13 protein-coding genes and 2 tRNA genes are annotated in these 15672 nt (G+C 64.3%); 12 read left to right on the top strand and 3 right to left on the bottom strand.

Annotation, left to right across the window (positions count from 1 at the left end):
* Positions 1–131: 131 nt before the first annotated feature.
* On the bottom strand, positions 132–2060 hold the full coding sequence (locus tag ACLBKT_RS11490) for a PHA/PHB synthase family protein (protein WP_410183053.1): 1929 nt from the start codon (positions 2058–2060) through the stop codon (positions 132–134).
* 172 nt (positions 2061–2232) lie between these two features.
* Here ACLBKT_RS11490 and ACLBKT_RS11485 point away from each other — a divergent pair, with 172 nt between their 5' ends.
* The 6 genes from ACLBKT_RS11485 to ACLBKT_RS11460 all read left to right on the top strand — a co-directional run bounded on the left by ACLBKT_RS11485 (position 2233) and on the right by ACLBKT_RS11460 (position 7940).
* On the top strand, positions 2233–3432 hold the full coding sequence (locus ACLBKT_RS11485) for an LL-diaminopimelate aminotransferase (RefSeq protein WP_410183052.1): 1200 nt from the start codon (positions 2233–2235) through the stop codon (positions 3430–3432).
* A gap of 123 nt (positions 3433–3555) precedes the next feature.
* The gene (locus tag ACLBKT_RS11480) at positions 3556–4209 is read left to right on the top strand and encodes a hypothetical protein (protein ID WP_410183051.1); all 654 of its coding nucleotides are present in this window, start codon (positions 3556–3558) and stop codon (positions 4207–4209) included.
* Between the two features lie 84 nt (positions 4210–4293).
* The gene (locus ACLBKT_RS11475; RefSeq protein WP_410183050.1) at positions 4294–4809 is read left to right on the top strand and encodes a hypothetical protein; all 516 of its coding nucleotides are present in this window, start codon (positions 4294–4296) and stop codon (positions 4807–4809) included.
* Between the two features lie 222 nt (positions 4810–5031).
* Positions 5032–5850 carry a crotonase/enoyl-CoA hydratase family protein gene (locus tag ACLBKT_RS11470; RefSeq protein WP_410183049.1) on the top strand — a complete coding sequence of 273 codons (819 nt, stop codon included), beginning with the start codon at positions 5032–5034 and terminating at the stop codon, positions 5848–5850.
* Between the two features lie 109 nt (positions 5851–5959).
* Entirely contained in the window at positions 5960–6778 is an 819-nt protein-coding gene (locus ACLBKT_RS11465) for a sulfite exporter TauE/SafE family protein (RefSeq protein ID WP_410183048.1), read from the top strand.
* A 31-nt stretch (positions 6779–6809) separates the two neighbouring features.
* On the top strand, positions 6810–7940 hold the full coding sequence (locus tag ACLBKT_RS11460; protein WP_410183047.1) for a pyridoxal phosphate-dependent aminotransferase: 1131 nt from the start codon (positions 6810–6812) through the stop codon (positions 7938–7940).
* A 7-nt stretch (positions 7941–7947) separates the two neighbouring features.
* On the opposite strand, the gene ACLBKT_RS11455 is transcribed toward ACLBKT_RS11460, so the two are convergent.
* Positions 7948–8727, bottom strand: coding sequence for an acyl-CoA thioesterase (locus ACLBKT_RS11455; protein ID WP_410183046.1), 780 nt, complete (start codon positions 8725–8727; stop codon positions 7948–7950).
* Between the two features lie 139 nt (positions 8728–8866).
* Here ACLBKT_RS11455 and ACLBKT_RS11450 point away from each other — a divergent pair.
* Both ACLBKT_RS11450 and ACLBKT_RS11445 read left to right on the top strand, forming a co-directional pair.
* Positions 8867–8940: transfer RNA gene (locus ACLBKT_RS11450), tRNA-Cys, on the top strand.
* Between the two features lie 50 nt (positions 8941–8990).
* Positions 8991–9066, top strand: a tRNA-Thr gene (locus ACLBKT_RS11445).
* Positions 9067–9117: 51 nt separating this feature from the next.
* Here ACLBKT_RS11445 and ACLBKT_RS11440 read toward each other — a convergent pair.
* The gene (locus ACLBKT_RS11440; protein ID WP_410183045.1) at positions 9118–10416 is read right to left on the bottom strand and encodes an amidohydrolase family protein; all 1299 of its coding nucleotides are present in this window, start codon (positions 10414–10416) and stop codon (positions 9118–9120) included.
* A 476-nt stretch (positions 10417–10892) separates the two neighbouring features.
* Here ACLBKT_RS11440 and ACLBKT_RS11435 point away from each other — a divergent pair, with 476 nt between their 5' ends.
* The 4 genes from ACLBKT_RS11435 (at position 10893) to ACLBKT_RS11420 (ending at position 15670) form a co-directional block, all read left to right on the top strand.
* Positions 10893–12527, top strand: a complete 1635-nt coding sequence (locus tag ACLBKT_RS11435; protein ID WP_410183044.1) for a TldD/PmbA family protein — start codon at positions 10893–10895, stop codon at positions 12525–12527.
* A 22-nt stretch (positions 12528–12549) separates the two neighbouring features.
* Positions 12550–13872 carry a TldD/PmbA family protein gene (locus tag ACLBKT_RS11430; RefSeq protein WP_410183043.1) on the top strand — a complete coding sequence of 441 codons (1323 nt, stop codon included), beginning with the start codon at positions 12550–12552 and terminating at the stop codon, positions 13870–13872.
* Between the two features lie 28 nt (positions 13873–13900).
* Positions 13901–14635 (top strand): DUF4159 domain-containing protein, encoded by a 735-nt coding sequence (locus ACLBKT_RS11425; RefSeq protein WP_410183042.1) that lies wholly within the window; start codon positions 13901–13903, stop codon positions 14633–14635.
* 72 nt (positions 14636–14707) lie between these two features.
* Positions 14708–15670, top strand: a complete 963-nt coding sequence (locus ACLBKT_RS11420; RefSeq protein ID WP_410183681.1) for an AAA family ATPase — start codon at positions 14708–14710, stop codon at positions 15668–15670.
* The last annotated feature ends 2 nt before the right edge of the window (positions 15671–15672 follow it).

The following is a 15672-nucleotide window of genomic DNA, read 5'->3' as shown; positions in this document are numbered from 1 at the left end:
TGCACTGCACAAAATAGTGAATGCAGGTGCGAAGTCAAGTCTTTTTGTGCAGTGCACAAAAATGTCCGAATGTTTGCAGATTCAGAGGTTTGTCGTTGGGGTCAGCCGCTGTGGGCTGCGCAAGTCTTCGCCTACCGCGTCTTCACATAGCGCCCCGGCGCGTCCTCGATCACGGTATCTCCCTTGCCGCCGGGCACGCGCTTGCCTTTCGCAGGAACGCGCGCATCGGACTGGCGATGAAGCCATTCCAGCCAGTGCGGCCACCAACTGCCCGGATGTTCGGTCGCGCTTTCGACAAAGGCCTTGAGCGACGGCGCGGCGCTATCGCCGACCCAGTATTGGTACTTCCCCGCCGCGGGCGGATTGACCACGCCGGCGATATGGCCGGAACCTGCCAGCAGGAACTCCATCGGCCCGGTGAAATGACGGGTGATGCGCCACACGCTTTCGGCGGGCGCGATGTGATCCTCGCGCCCGGCTTGCACGAAGCTGGGCGTGGCGACCCTCGTGAGGTCGATCGGCGTGCCGTCAGCCTCCAGCGCGTCCGGCACCACCAGCTTGTTGTCGCGATAAAGATCGCGCAGATAGGCGTTGTGCCATTTGGAGGGCAGGTTAGTGACGTCACCATTCCAGTGAAGCAGATCAAAGGCGGGGTAATCCTCGCCCATCATGTAGTTGTTCACCACATAGTTCCAGATCAGGTCACGCCCTCGCAGCGCGTTGAACGCGGCGGCGAGATAGCGGCCGTCGAGGTAACCATGCGGCGACAGCTGCCCGATCATTTCCAGCTGACCATCGTCGATGAAATTCTTGAGATCGCCGCTCTTCTCGAAATCGACCTGCGCGGTGAAGAAGGTGGCGGACTTGACCTTGTCCGCTTCTTCGCGGCGCGACAGGATCGCGAGCGTTGCCGCGAGTGTCGTCCCCGCCACGCAATAGCCGATGGTGTGCACGGCTGGCACATCGAGCCGTGCGCGAACATGGTCGATCGCTTCCATCTGGGCGCGGATGTAATCGTCCCACACCACGTCGCCCATCGTTTCGTCGGCGCTTTTCCAGCTGACCACGAAGACGCTGATCCCCTGATCCACGGCCCACTTGATGAAGCTCTTCTTGGGCGTCAGGTCGAGGATGTAGAAACGGTTGATCCACGGCGGGAAGATCACCAACGGCACTTCCAGCACCTCGTCGGTCGAGGGCGAATACTGGATCAGCTGGAAGATCGGCGTTTCGTGGACGACCTTGCCCGGGGTTGCGGCCAGGTTCTCACCCAGTCGGAACGCGTTGGGATCGGTGTGGGTCAGCTGCCCGCGCTTCAAGTCGTTGATGAGGTGCTGCATGCCCCGCACGAGGTTCGCCCCGCGGCTTTCGATCGTGCGCTTCATCACCACCGGATTGAGCGCGAGGAAATTGTCCGGGCTCATCGCTTCGGCCAGCGCCGACACGGCAAATTCGAGCTGCTGACGCTTGGCGCGGTCGAGCCCGTCCATGCCCTTGACCGCCTGCCGGAAATAGTCGGCCAGCATCAGATAGGTCTGATGCAGCAACAGGAACGCCGGATGGTCGCGCCATGCCGGGTCGGCAAAGCGGCGGTCGCTTTTGGGCAGGGCAGCAGCTTCGGGGGCTTCAGCCATCTTCCCGCCAGTGGCGCCCGCAGCAAAGCTCTGCATCACGCCTGACCACAGCTGCATCTGATCCTGCGCCAGCTTGGCCGAGGCTTCGAACATCCCCTTGGGCATCTGGCCGAGCATCGCCTGCGACATCACCAGCCACTGCGCAGGGTCCAGCATATTGCTGCCGCCCATGCTCCCTTTGACGGCCTTCCCGGCGGCAGCCTGTGTCTGATGCGCCGCGAATTCGAACCACAGCTGCTGGAGCTGCGTCGCGGTGGCGGCCCATTCGGCCAGTTCGGCAGGGTCCATGCCGCCCTTCATGCCAGCGCCCAACAGCGAATCGAGCCCCTTGGCTCCCAGCAGCTCGCGCATGGCGTCGCCCTGCATATCGAAAAAGCCTTTCAGCCCCTCGCCTGCCGTCGCCATCAGGTCGGTATCCTGTGCCATCGCGTCAAATCGTCCCTTGTCTGTCGCACCGTCATACCAGTGTCGCCCCTCCGGCCAAGCCGCAATTGGCGAAAACGCCTTCCCACGATCCGCGGGTTTGGCCTAGGGAGAGGGCGCGGGGGGCGCATCAGAGCCGCTGAAGACCTCGCGCAAGACAAGGTGATGACAGACGATGAATGACCAGTTCTACCGCATGAAGCGCATGCCTCCGTACGTGATCGCGGAAGTCAACGCCATGCGTCATGCCGCGCGGCTGGCAGGGCAGGACATCATCGACCTCGGCATGGGCAACCCCGACCAGCCCCCGCCGCAGCACGTCATCGACAAGCTGTGCGAAGTCGCGGCCAAGCCCGACGCGCATGGCTATTCGCAGTCCAAGGGCATCCCCGGCCTGCGCCGTGCACAGGCGGGGTATTATGCCCGCCGCTTCGGGGTCGAGCTTGATCCCGATAGCGAGGTGGTGGTGACGATGGGCTCGAAAGAGGGCCTCTCCAGCCTCGCCACGGCGATCATCGCGCCGGGCGATGTGGTGCTGGCGCCCAATCCGTCTTACCCGATCCACACCTTCGGCTTCATCATCGCAGGGGCGACGATCCGGTCGGTGCCGACCACGCCCGACGAGCACTACTGGGAATCGCTCGAACGCGCGATGAACTTCACCGTGCCGCGCCCGTCAGTGCTGGTGGTGAGCTATCCGTCCAACCCCACCTCGGAGATCGTCGATCTGGCTTTCTATGAACGGCTGGTGGCTTGGGCGAAGGAGAACCAGGTCTGGGTTGTATCCGATCTGGCATATTCCGAGCTCTATTTCGACGGCAATCCCACGCCTTCGATCATGCAGGTGCCGGGCGCCAAGGATGTCGCGATCGAGTTCACCTCGATGTCGAAGACCTATTCGATGGCGGGCTGGCGCATGGGCTTTGCGGTCGGCAACAAGCAGCTGATCGCGGCGCTGACGCGGGTGAAGTCCTATCTTGATTACGGTGCCTTCACCCCGATCCAGGCGGCGGCCTGCGCAGCCTTGAATGGCCCGCAGGACATTATCGACACCAACCGCGAACTCTACCACAAGCGCCGTGACGTGATGGTCGAGGCGTTCGGCCGTGCGGGTTGGGATATCCCTGCGCCGCCGGCCTCGATGTTCGCCTGGGCCCCGCTGCCGCCGGCGCTGAAGTCGATGGGCAGCCTCGAATTCTCCAAGCAGCTGCTGACCGAAGCGCAGGTCGCTGTCGCCCCCGGGGTTGGCTACGGCGAAAACGGCGAGGGGTACGTGCGGATCGCGATGGTTGAGAACGAGCAGCGGCTCCGACAGGCTGCGCGCAATATCAAGCGCTATCTGCAATCCAAAGGGGTCAACAGTTCGGCCGCCTGACAGCCGGGTTTCCGATCGGCATTAGGCGATCCGCAAGGTCTTCTCCTCCAAATCGGTGAAAAATTCCATCCGTTTTGGGTTGGTTTAGGTGTAACCTGCACTGGACTGACGAAGGAGATCGACATGACGTCTGGAGTCGGACGGCGGTTGACCGAAAGACAGCGGGCCGTGATGGAACGCATAGACCGGCGCGTGCCCATCAAGGTGATCGCGCAGGAACTCGGCGTGTCCGAAACGCGCATCAATCAGCACATTCGCGCGCTCAAAGACATTTACGCCGCAGGCAACCTTGGCGATCTGGTGGAGAATTACCGCGCTCTCCATCGCGACAGCCGGGCGGAGCAGTCCCCGCCCCGATCGCGCGATCCTTTGCCGTATGTGGTGCCAATCCTGTCGCAGCCGGTTGTCCCGGCCGGCAGCGCAGCCCACCTCCCAAGAACGTTCCCGCTGGTCGAGGCCTTTGCGCGGGATGAAACCGGCGGCATCCTTTTGGGTGACGCACGGCCATTCGTGCCATCGGACAATCAGGCAGAGCCGGACGAGCCGCAGCTTGTGCCAAGGCTCCTCGACGGGCAGCATGCCGTGCCCTTCCGGCTGCTTGCGATCCTGTGCATTTCGGCCTGTATTCTGGCGACAGTCATCCTCAGCGTGAATGCCGCTGTGGTCCTGAGCGATGTGGTCGAAGACAAGTCCGCGCTTTCGGCCCGGGACTGGAGCGCGCCCGTGGAGACGGTAGCCACCGCGGATTGTGGTCGCGCCTGTGGCCGTCCGCGCTGATATGCTTGGCGGCCACGGCAGAAAGCGGGGCAAACTCGTGACCACGCCGCCCGTGATCCGCGCAGCCTCCTGCGTGGTGCGGCGATGATCCCTACGGTCATCAGCGCGCATCTGGCCGATATCCAGAACCTCACCTTTGTCAGCCTGCTGTTTGCCATGTGGTGCTGGGGCGGCGGCCCGGAACGGGGCTTGGCTATCGTCTTTGGCAGCACCATCGTCGCGCCTTCGCTGGCGTTCCAGACCCTGAGCAACGAGATCCATGATCTGGGCGCATTTTCCTTGTTTTTCGGCATTGCAGATGCGGCCGCGCTGATTGGGCTTATCCTTGTCGCGCTGAATGCCAACCGCACCTATCCCATGCTGATCGCCGCCTTTCAGGTGGTGGCTTTCAGCTCGCATCTGGTGAAAGGCTCCGTCGATCAGGTCTCGCCCGCAGCGCATCTTGTGCTCGCCGCGGTCCCCGGTTTTTGTCAGGTTGCGCTGCTTCTCCTGGGTCTTGTGCACCACCGGTTGCGGCTGAGCCGCTTCGGCTGTTATCGCGATTGGCGCTTGGGCCATGATTTCCCCTGTCTTGCGGCGATGCTGAGCACGCGGACCTGAGACCACCGCCCTGACGACCCATGTGGCGCGGGTGCGGGCCAAGCTTCGACCCTTCGGTCTGGCGCACCTGATCGCCACCCACCCGGACGGCGACTATGCGTTCGATGTCCCACCGGCTGCCGGTCTGTTCTGCCTTGCAGGTGCAGCCTAGGCACCTCTGGACAGGGCGCGGCGGATCAGCCAATCTTGCCGCCGAATTCACGCCTTGAGGGATCACATCGCATGTCCGCCACCGCCACCACGATCGCCAATGACCGCGTCGCCATCGACCTTGGCGAAGATGGCGTCGCCGAAGTCCGCTTGGTGCGGGGCGACAAGATGAATGCGCTCGACCCCGAGATGTTCGAACGCATCATCGAGGCGGGCCACGCGCTCCAGCGCATGAAGGGCCTGCGCGCGGTGGTGCTGTCAGGTGAGGGGCGGGCGTTCTGTGCCGGGCTCGACCTGTCGAATTTTTCGCGCAAGCCGCCCGAGGACGAGCCGAGCCTGACCGAACGCACCTATGGCAATGCCAATCGCCCGCAGCAGGTGGCGATGCAATGGCGCAAGCTCCCCGTTCCGGTGATCGCGGCCATCCACGGCGTGTGCTTTGGTGGCGGCTTGCAGATCGCCAGTGGAGCCGACATCCGCGTTGTCCATCCGACCACGCGCATGGCGATCATGGAGATGAAGTGGGGCCTCGTCCCCGACATGGGCGGCTACGCGCTGTGGCGCGGACTGGTGCGCGACGATGTGCTGCGCGAGCTGATCTACACCAACCGCGAATTCACCGGGGCCGAAGCCCAGACTCTCGGCCTGGCGACCTATCTCGACGAAAACCCGCGCGAGCGCGCGCTCGCTATCGCCCGCCAGATCGCCAACAAGAACCCCCACGCCATCCGCGCCGCCAAGCGGCTTCAGGCCGGAATGTGGGAGCGGGAGACCGATGCGATCCTGCTGGAGGAGAGCATCGAGCAGCACGCGATCATGCGCAGCCGCAATCAGGTCGAAGCGGTGATGGCCGAGATGGAGCGCCGCAAACCCAACTTCGAAGACGTGTAAGCGGCCGCGTCAGCCACCCGGCACCCTGAGTGGACATGGGGCATTTACCCCATGCTGCACTGCAAAAATTCGCTTGGCGATTAGGGCCGCGAGCTTATTCTCCGCGTGAATGAGCGTCCTCTCCCCCCTCGCCTTCGCGCTTCCCGCCCTGCTGATCGCGGGCGCTGCGGCTGGCTTTGCCGGCGGCCTGTTCGGGATCGGCGGCGGGTTCGTGGTTGTCCCGGCGCTGATGTTGCTGCTGCCGGTGCTGGGGGTTGCGTCAGAGCAGACGGCGCATGTGGCGGTGGGCACCTCGCTCGCCTCGATTATCTTCACCTCGCTCCGCGCGACCAGCAGCCATGCCAAGCGCGGATCGGTTGATTTCGGCCTGCTCAAGGGCTGGTCGATCTGGGTGGTGCTGGGCACCGCGGTCGGCACGGCGCTGGCCGACTGGATTTCAGGCGCGCACCTTGCGCTGATCTTCGGCACCGGGGTGCTGGCCTTCGCGGTCTATTTCCTGCTGCCCGCCCGGCAGGGCGAACCGCTGTTTGCCGCACTTCCTTCCGGCCTGCCGCGCGCCGGGATTGCCAGCGCGCTGGGGGTGTTCTCCACCTTGCTCGGCATTGGCGGCGGTACGCTCACCACCCTGACCATGACGGTGTGCGGCACCCCGATCCACCGCGCGATCGGTACAGCAGCCGGGATGGGCGCCATCATCGCGATTCCGGCGACGATCGGTTTCGTCGTGATTGGGCTGGGGGAAAGCGGGCGTGGCTGGGGCTCACTCGGCTTCATCAACCTGCCCACTGCCGCGGTTCTGATCGCAACATCCGTGTTGTTCGCGCCGCTGGGCGTGGCGGCGGCGCATATGCTTTCGCCTGCCATCCTGCGCCGCGTGTTCGGCCTCTATCTCACCTTCATCGGCGTTTTGATGATCGCCAAGTTCTGACCCGTTGCCACCTGACTTAAAGGAGCTCCTCATGTCGACCACGCGCCGATCCTTCATCGCCGGTGCCAGCTTGACCGGCGGACTTGGGGCCATGCCGTTCTCCGCACTTGGCGCAGCAGTGGCCACGCCGACGGCCGAGCCCGATTTCGGTCCTAAGATCGGCCAAGCGCTGCTCAGCCGGAACGAGAATCCCTATGGCCCGGCCCCATCGGCGCTCCGCGCGATCGCCGAGACGTCGAAGATGGGCTGCTATTACGCGGACCGCGGCCTGATGCGGCTGACCGCGATGATTGCCGAGCGGCATGGGGTCAGCCCCGCGCAAGTGGTCGTCGGTGCCGGGTCGACCGAAATCCTGTGCGCCATCGCGCTGGCCTGGGGTCGCGAGGGCGCGATCCTGTGCCCCGATCTGTTCTGGGATACGACGGTCATCTATGGCGAGCGGCAGGGCATCACGTCGATCCGGGTGCCGCTGACGGCCGATATGAATGTCGATCTGCCAGCGATGGCGGCCAAGGCAACGGACGGGGTTGCGCTGATCCAGCTGTGCAATCCCAACAACCCCACCGGCGTGCTGATCGAGCCTGCCGCGCTCCGCAGCTTTGCGGCGCAGGTTACACCGCACGCCACCCTGCTGGTGGACGAAGCCTATAACGAGCTGACCGACCGGCCCGAAGACAACGCAATGGTCGATCTGGTGCGCAGCGGGGCCGATGTGATCGTGTGCCGCACCTTCTCCAAGATCTATGGCATGGCGGGCCTGCGCGTCGGCTACGCCATCACCAGTGAGGCCAATGCCGCGCGCATCCAGTCGCACCTGATGAGTTTCGGCGGCAATCTCGCCGGGCTGGCGGCGGCGATTGCGAGCTATGACGACACGCCCTTCCTCACCCAATCGCGCGCCGCCGTGCTCGAAGGCCGCGCGATGATCCTTGATGCCGTGACCAGGGCAGGGCTGACCGCGCTCCCTTCGCAGACCAATTTCGTCTTCGTGAAGGTGCCCGATGCCGACGCCCTGCGCGAGGCCATGGGCCAGCGCGGGATTTCCATTCGCGGGACCTATGGCGACTGGAAAGGCTATTCGCGCGTCAGCACCGGGCGGATCGAGGATGTTGCCCGCTATGCCGCAGCGCTACCGGAACTGACGCAGAAACTGTGGGGTTGATCCCCCGCTAGCCAAAAACGGCGACGCATTGGATGCCGTCAAGCACCTGCTGGCCATCGGCGTCCCACATCCTGAGGCGTTCCGAGGAATAGCCTGCCGCGGCGTGCTGGCTGGCGTTCTCGGCCAGATACCAGCCGTCGCGTGACCGGCTTTCGGGATCGAGCACGTTGAACGACCAGTTGATCGAGCTGATCGGGCCCTGCCGTTGCATCACCCGCATGGCACCCGGCGGCATGACGTCGCCCATCAGCACCAGCTTGGAGACGGGGTCGAGATCATGCGCCTCAGTCAGCCGTGCCCAGCGCCGCACGGTCGCGCCGCGATCCTCGCCCCGGGTCTGGCCGTGGCGCAGCTCGAAATTCTTGGCGACAAAGCTCGGCGCGAAGCTGTGGGTGACCTCCGGGGTGTCCTCCGGCGGGCCCGGCCAGTTTTCGGGCGGCGGCGCCGGGTGGAGCGCGTTGGCCTCCCGCCCTTCGGCAAACAGCCAGAAGGCGCTGAGCGCGACCTTGCCGTCGCTGATGATCTCGCTGCGCACCTGAGTCACATTGCGGCCCTGCCGGATGATCTCGGCCGAGAGTGCGATCTCCTCTCCCACCGGAGCGACAAAGGCGATCTGGCCCGCGCGCAAGGGGGGGAGACCGCTGAAGGCGCGGGTCGCCATGGTATAGGCCACCAGCGCCGAGGCCCCGCCATACAGTGTGCGCCCCTGCATCCAGTCGGCGGCATGGGTGAGGCGGGCCGGGCCGGGCTGGCCGGTGACGGGTTCAAGCAGGCTGGCGATGGTCATGGCGGTGAGCTTTGCCGCGTGATCGCAGCGCGGTCCAGACTGACGTTGCGTAAAGTCAGGCTTGCAATCACAGATTGCCAAGCAGTCCCCGAATCGCTAGTGCGCCGCTTCCGTCCGAGGCATCTGCCTTGGGTGGCTCGGCCCGATGGCGGAGTGGTTACGCAGAGGACTGCAAATCCTTGCACGCCGGTTCGATTCCGGCTCGGGCCTCCACCTTTGCATTGCGCCCGCGCGCCCACACGACTAGGGCCGCGTGCAGGAATGCCGCTTTAGCTCAGTCGGTAGAGCACATCATTCGTAATGATGGGGTCACGTGTTCGAGTCACGTAAGCGGCACCACCTGCCTTCGGGCACTTCCCAAAGCAAACGTTCAGGATCGCGGCGGGCTGATCAATCCAGTGCGACCACGGTGCCGCGCGCCATCACGAACTGGACATCCTTGTAGACCGACACATCCTTCAAAGGGTCGCCCGAGACGGCGATGATGTCGGCGCTTTTGCCCGGTGCGATTGTGCCGATCTTGTCGGACAGGCCGAGCAGGTCGGCGGCGTTGATCGTGGCTGCGACCAATGCGCTTTCGGGGGTCATGCCGTGCGCGACCATCAGCTCGAATTCGTCGCCATTGCGGCCATGCTTCGACACGCCAGCGTCAGTCCCGAAGGCAATACGGACGCCGCGCGGAACAAGCGTCTCTAGCGTCTTGCCGGTGATCTCGATGCGCCATTTGATCTTGGCGAGGACATCAGGCTCATAGGCATTGGGGTTCGCCGCCAGCCTTTCCTTATATCCGTTCACGGTCGACAGCGTCGGGACGTAATAGGTCTTGCTCTTCGCCCACAGGGCGATGACGTCCTCGTTGAGCATCGTGCCATGTTCGATCGAATCGACGCCGAGCTTGAGCGCCTGCAAGGTCCCGTCTGCGCCATGGGAATGGACCGCCACCTTGCGTCCGAACATGCGTGCGGTGGCGACCACCGCGGCGGCCTCATCATCGAACATCTGGCTGCCGAGGCCCGCGCCAATCCGGCTGTTGACCCCGCCAGTGATGGTCATCTTGATGACGTCCGCGCCGCGCCCGATCTGGTACCGCGCCGCGCGGCGGCAGTCTTCGGCCCCGTCGCAGGTACTGCCAGCGCCCGCAAAGAAGGGGCGCAATTCGTCGCGATAGCCGAGTGCATCGTCAGAGTGACCAGCCGTGCCCGACAGGCTGCTGCCGGCATCAATGATCCGCGGCCCCATCGCCTTGCCGGCATTGACCGCGTCACGCAGGGCAAACACCGCGCCGTCGCCATCGCCAAGATTGCGCACCGTGGTGAAGCCCGCGCGCAGCGTTTTCATCCCGTTGGCCTGCGCATTGAAGGCCTGGGCGGCGGGGGACAGGGTCACAGCCTCCAGCTGTCCCGCCAGCCCGCCGGAATCGCTGGTCAGGTGGACATGGCTATCGATCAGTCCGGGGAGCACCGTGTGAGCGCGCAGGTCGATGAATTCGGCCCCCTCGGGTCGTTCCGCATAGCCATCAACGATGGCAACGATCAGACCATCCTCGACAATGATCGTCGATGGGCCGCGCGGCGCTTCGCCCGGCACGTCGATCAGGCGGCCTGCATGAATGACAGTGGTCTGGGCTGCGACTATCGACGGCATGATGATCGACAGGCCGACGGTGGCTGCAAAGATGACCGACTTCATACGATTTTTCCCCTGTTCCCGGCCAAGGGTCTAGCTTCTGCTGAAGGCACGCTCAAGCGGCATCGTCTGCTCACGCCAGCGGCTGCAAAGCACAGCCGAAGGTTGAAGGCTGTGGCGAGGGCTGCCTTTGGTTCAGGCCTCGCCGAAGCAGATCCACAGATCACGGCCCCGTCGGGGTCGCATCAGTCGCACCGGCGTTCCCGTCAACGAGGCCGTGTATCTGGCGGAGCGTGGTGGCCTGTTCGTCGATAAAGTCCTGCGCTTCGTCGTGCGGCGTCCCCGCGCGGTGGGAAGGGTTGCTAGCGATGCCGGACCGGGGCGACACATGTGTCGGGCGGGGGCTGCCATCCATACCGTGCTGAGCGGTTTGATGACCGTGCGGACTTCCGGCATCCAGGCGCTCGGGTGAATAGCTATGGCCGCATTGCCTTCGGATTCCCTGACGGATGCGGCGGGCCGGGTTGAGGAGTATTCACGTGGACAGACGCGACTTTCTGGCGCTCAGCACCTTTTTTACAGGTGTGGCGCTGACGCCTTCCATTTTTGGCAAAGCGATCGCGGCTGAACAGCTGCAAGACGCGATCGACATCGCGGTCAAGAAGCGGCTCGCCGATGCGGCGCTGGGTGCGGCGACGGCAGCGGGCGCGAGCTATTGCGATGTCCGGGTCGGCCGGTACCTGCGCCAGTTCGTCATCACCCGCGAACGCAATGTCGAGAATATCGTCAACACGGAATCGACCGGCACCGGCGTGCGCGTGATCGCCGATGGCTCGTGGGGCTTTGCGGCCACCAACGAGATGACCGAGGATGCCGTCGCCAATGCCGCGCGGCAGGCCACCGCGATCGCCAAGGCCAATGCCCGCATCCAGACCGCACCGGTGCAGCTCGCGCCGACGCCGGGGGTCGGCGAGGTCAGCTGGCGCACCCCGATCAAGAAAAACGCGATGGAGGTGCCGATCGCGGACAAGGTCAACCTGCTGATGTCGGTCAACGACGCCGCATTGGGGGCCGGGGCAAGCTTTGTGAACTCCCTGCTGTTCCTGGTGAACGAGCAGAAGTATTTCGCCTCGACCGACGGGTCCTACATCGATCAGGACGTCCACCGCATCTGGGCCCCGATGACGGTGACGGCCGTTGACACGACCACCGGCAAGTTCCGTTCGCGCGAAGGCCTCTCGGCGCCGATGGGCCTCGGTTATGAATACATGGATGGCCGCGCGGAGGACAAGTTCGTGCTGTCCAACGGCCTGACGACTTACGGCAATTCCTATGACATGAAGGAGGATGCCATCGCAGCCGCGCAGGATGCGCAGGCGAAGCTTAAGGCGCCGTCGGTCAAGCCGGGCAAGTATGACCTCGTGCTCGATCCGAACCATCTCGGCCTCACGATCCATGAATCGGTCGGCCACCCGCTCGAACTTGACCGGGTGCTGGGTTACGAAGCCAATTACGCCGGCACCAGCTTCGCCACGATGGACAAGCGCGACGAGGGCTTCAAATACGGCAGCGAGATCGTCAATCTGTTTGCCGACAAGACTCAGGTGGGCTCGCTCGGCGCGGTCGGCTACGATGATGAAGGCGTGAAGTGCAAGCGCTGGGATCTGGTGAAGGACGGCATTCTGGTCGATTACCAGACCATCCGCGATCAGGCGCACATCGTTGGCAAAAACGAGTCAGACGGCTGCTGCTATGCCGACAGCTGGTCGAGTGTTCAGTTCCAGCGCATGGCGAACGTCAGCCTCGCCCCCGGCAAGACGAAAATGAGCACCGCCGACATGATCGCAGGCGTCGACAATGGCATCTACATCGCCGGGCGCGGGTCGTTCTCGATCGACCAGCAGCGCTACAATGCGCAGTTCGGCGGGACGGTGTTCTACGAGATCAAGGGCGGAAAGCTCGGCCCCATGATCGAGGACGTCGCCTACCAGATGCGCACGCCGGAGTTCTGGGGTTCGTGTTCGGCCATCTGCGACGAAAGCGACTATCGCATGTTCGGATCCTTCTTCGATGGGAAGGGGCAGCCAAGCCAGGTCTCGGCGGTCAGCCACGGTTCGTCGACCACCCGTTTCGACGGCATCAACGTCATCAACACCGCCCGGTCGCTGGGCTGAACCGCGCGCAGGAGAAGCAGCAATGAGCATTCTTTCAGAAGCGCAGGCCAAGGCGATCCTCGACAAGGTGATCGCCTTTTCCACCGCCGACAACACAAGCGCCGTGTTGAGCGGCGGGATCGGGGGCAACGTCCGGTTTGCGCGCAACGACATTTCCACCTCGGGCATCGTCGATGATGTCCAGCTCGCGGTCGAGGTCGCTTTCGGAAAGCGCGTGGGCACGGCCTCGATCAACCAGTTCGACGATGCCTCGCTCGAACGGGTGGTGCGCCGGGCCGAGGATCTGGCCAAGCTGGCGCCGGAAAACCCCGAATACATGCCGCCGGTCGGCAAGCAGACCTACACCGCGACCGACACCTTCAGCGAAGCGACCGCCGCGCTGACGGCGGAAGCCCGCGCCAAGATCGCCGAAGCCTCGATCCTGCCCTGCCGCGAGCGTGGCCTGATCGCGGCAGGCTTCCTGGAGGACGGGCACACCTTCTTTGCCCACGCCAATTCCAACGGCAATTTCGGCTATCAGCGCTCCACGATCGCGGATTACACCTGCACCGTGCGCACCGAAGACGGGCGCGGGTCAGGCTGGGTCGCCAGCAACGTGAAGGACGTGGCGGAACTGGATGCGGGCACCGACATCCAGATCGCCATGCGCAAGGCTGCGGCCTCGGTGGATGCCAAGGCGCTGGAACCCGGCAAGTACACGGTCATCCTGGAGCCCGCGGCGGCCTCTGGCCTCATCAGCTTCATGATGAACTTCTTCGATGCGCGTTCGGCGGATGAAGGGCGCAGCTTCCTCAGCAAGCAGGGGGGCGGCAACAAGATCGGCGAGCAGATCATGGATCCGCGCGTCAATATCTATACCGATCCGGCCAACCCGACGGTCCCCGCCATGCCGTGGGACGGTGACGGCCTGCCGCGCCAGCGCACCAAGATCATCGATGCGGGCAAGGTCGCGAACCTCCAGTACTCGCGCTACTGGGCGTCGAAGCAGGGCAAGCCCGAAACCGCGGGCTGGGGCAACACGATCATGGAGGGCGGCACCAAGTCGACCGCCGAACTGATCGCCAGCACCGAGCGCGGCATTCTGGTTACGCGCACCTGGTACATCCGCATGGTCGATCCGCAGACGGTCTTGCTGACCGGCCTCACCCGCGACGGCACGTTCTATATCGAGAACGGGCAGCTGATGTACCCGATCAAGAACTTCCGCTTCAATGAAAGCCCGGTCATCATGCTCAACAATATCGACGAGCTGGGCCGGTCGGTCCGGGTCGAAGACGGGTCGATGATGGTGCCGCCGATGAAGCTGCGGGACTTCACCTTCACCTCGCTGTCGGACGCCGTCTGACGCGGCAGGAACAATGGGCGCGGGTCACGTGAGCAATTCAGCGATGAACCGCGCCCGTTTCCTCAAATTGCTGGGAGGCGGGCTTGCCACTGCGATGATGGGCGGCCGCCTTGCCGCAGCCCAGCGCGCGGGCGGCGCGGCCACGGGCGGGTTCGACTTCTGGTTCACCCGCCTCAAATACAATTCCGGTGACTGGGACGTCGACCAGCGGATGCCCGCCAATCTGCTGACGTCGCTGATCGATTACACCACCTTGCGCGTCGACCCCGAGGAACACGTCGTCGCCCTCAGCGATCCGAGGATGCTGTCGGCGCCGTTCTGCTACCTCGCGGGGCACAAGGCGGTCGAGTTCTCCGATGCCGAACGCCGCAATTTCGAACGGTATGTGCGCAATGGCGGCTTTGTGTTCGTCGATGACTGCAATCATGACATCGACGGCCTGTTCGCCAAGTCGTTCGAAGCGCAGATGGCCGGGATCTTCGGCGGCGAGGCGATGAAGAAGCTGCCGAACAACCACCCGCTCTATTCGAGCTTCTTCAAATTCGACGGGCCGCCGGCCACCAGCTTTGAACTCAATGGCTGGGGCGATGACCTGATCCACGATTATCTCAAGGGCATCACCATCAACGGCCGCCTTGGCGTGCTCTACAGCAACAAGGACTACGGCTGCGAATGGGACTATGACTGGCGCAACAAGCGCTTCCTCGCCGAGGATAACACCCGCTTCGGGGTCAATATCATCATGTACGCGCTCTCCAATTGAGGGGCACCAATTGAAGGGTTTGAACACGTGTCACAGCAGGCTCCGGTAAGCGCGGCGGATCTTGAGCGGCGGATGGCCAAGCTCGGGGATCTGAAGCGCGCCATCGCGACCGCGATCGTCGGGCAGAACGATGTGGTCGATCAATTGCTGATCGGGTTGCTCGCGGGCGGGCACTGCCTGCTGGAAGGTGTGCCGGGGCTGGGCAAGACGCTGCTGGTGCGGACGCTGGGGGACGCGCTGAAGCTCGATTTCCGGCGGGTCCAGTTCACGCCCGATCTGATGCCGAGCGACATCCTCGGCACCGAACTGCTCGAAGAAGACCACGGCACCGGCCACCGGTCCTTCCGCTTCCAGCAAGGCCCGGTGTTCACCAACCTGCTGCTGGCCGACGAATTGAACCGCACCCCGCCCAAGACCCAGGCCGCGCTGCTGGAGGCGATGCAGGAAAAGACCGTCAGTTACGGCGGGCAGACCTATCAGCTGCCCAAACCCTTCTTCGTTCTGGCGACTCAGAACCCGCTGGAGCAGGCGGGCACCTACCCCCTGCCCGAAGCGCAGCTTGACCGGTTCCTGCTGCTGGTGCGGGTCGGCTATCCGACGGCGGTAGAGGAGCGCGATATTCTCGCGCTCACCACCGGGCGCGCGGGGGATGCCGTGCCCCGGGTCATGGAGGCCGGTGATGTGCTGGCATTGCAGGCGAATGTGCGCGAGGTTTACCTCAGCGATGATCTGCTGGGCTGGATCACCACCCTTGTGCGCGCCACCCGGCCCGGCGATGCGGCTGCCCCGCCGGAAGTCGAAAGCTATGTGCGCTGGGGAGCGGGTCCGCGCGCAGGTCAGGCGCTCGTGCTGTGCGCCAAGGCCCGCGCCTTGCTGAGCGGCCGGTTGGCCGCAACGCGAGAGGATATCGCCGCGCTGGCCGCGCCGGTGATGCGCCACCGCCTGCTGCTGTCCTTCGCGGCTGAGGCCGAGGGCAAGAGCGCGGATGACGTGGTGGCTGCGCTGCTGGCGCGCATCCCTCCCCCGGCGGGCTGAGC

The organism is Erythrobacter sp. W302b, assembly GCF_046452395.1.
Taxonomy (GTDB): Bacteria; Pseudomonadota; Alphaproteobacteria; order Sphingomonadales; family Sphingomonadaceae; genus Erythrobacter.
The sequence above is the reverse complement of the archived record's forward strand: the minus strand, read 5'-3'. Positions and strand labels throughout refer to the sequence as shown.

Coding starts and splice junctions, on each gene's coding strand:
- ACLBKT_RS11490 (WP_410183053.1), bottom strand. CDS start 2,060: ATGGCACAGGATACCGACCTGATGGCGACGGCAGGCGAGGGGCTGAAA.
- ACLBKT_RS11485 (WP_410183052.1), top strand. CDS start 2,233: ATGAATGACCAGTTCTACCGCATGAAGCGCATGCCTCCGTACGTGATC.
- ACLBKT_RS11480 (WP_410183051.1), top strand. CDS start 3,556: ATGACGTCTGGAGTCGGACGGCGGTTGACCGAAAGACAGCGGGCCGTG.
- ACLBKT_RS11475 (WP_410183050.1), top strand. CDS start 4,294: ATGATCCCTACGGTCATCAGCGCGCATCTGGCCGATATCCAGAACCTC.
- ACLBKT_RS11470 (WP_410183049.1), top strand. CDS start 5,032: ATGTCCGCCACCGCCACCACGATCGCCAATGACCGCGTCGCCATCGAC.
- ACLBKT_RS11465 (WP_410183048.1), top strand. CDS start 5,960: ATGAGCGTCCTCTCCCCCCTCGCCTTCGCGCTTCCCGCCCTGCTGATC.
- ACLBKT_RS11460 (WP_410183047.1), top strand. CDS start 6,810: ATGTCGACCACGCGCCGATCCTTCATCGCCGGTGCCAGCTTGACCGGC.
- ACLBKT_RS11455 (WP_410183046.1), bottom strand. CDS start 8,727: ATGACCATCGCCAGCCTGCTTGAACCCGTCACCGGCCAGCCCGGCCCG.
- ACLBKT_RS11440 (WP_410183045.1), bottom strand. CDS start 10,416: ATGAAGTCGGTCATCTTTGCAGCCACCGTCGGCCTGTCGATCATCATG.
- ACLBKT_RS11430 (WP_410183043.1), top strand. CDS start 12,550: ATGAGCATTCTTTCAGAAGCGCAGGCCAAGGCGATCCTCGACAAGGTG.
- ACLBKT_RS11420 (WP_410183681.1), top strand. CDS start 14,708: ATGGCCAAGCTCGGGGATCTGAAGCGCGCCATCGCGACCGCGATCGTC.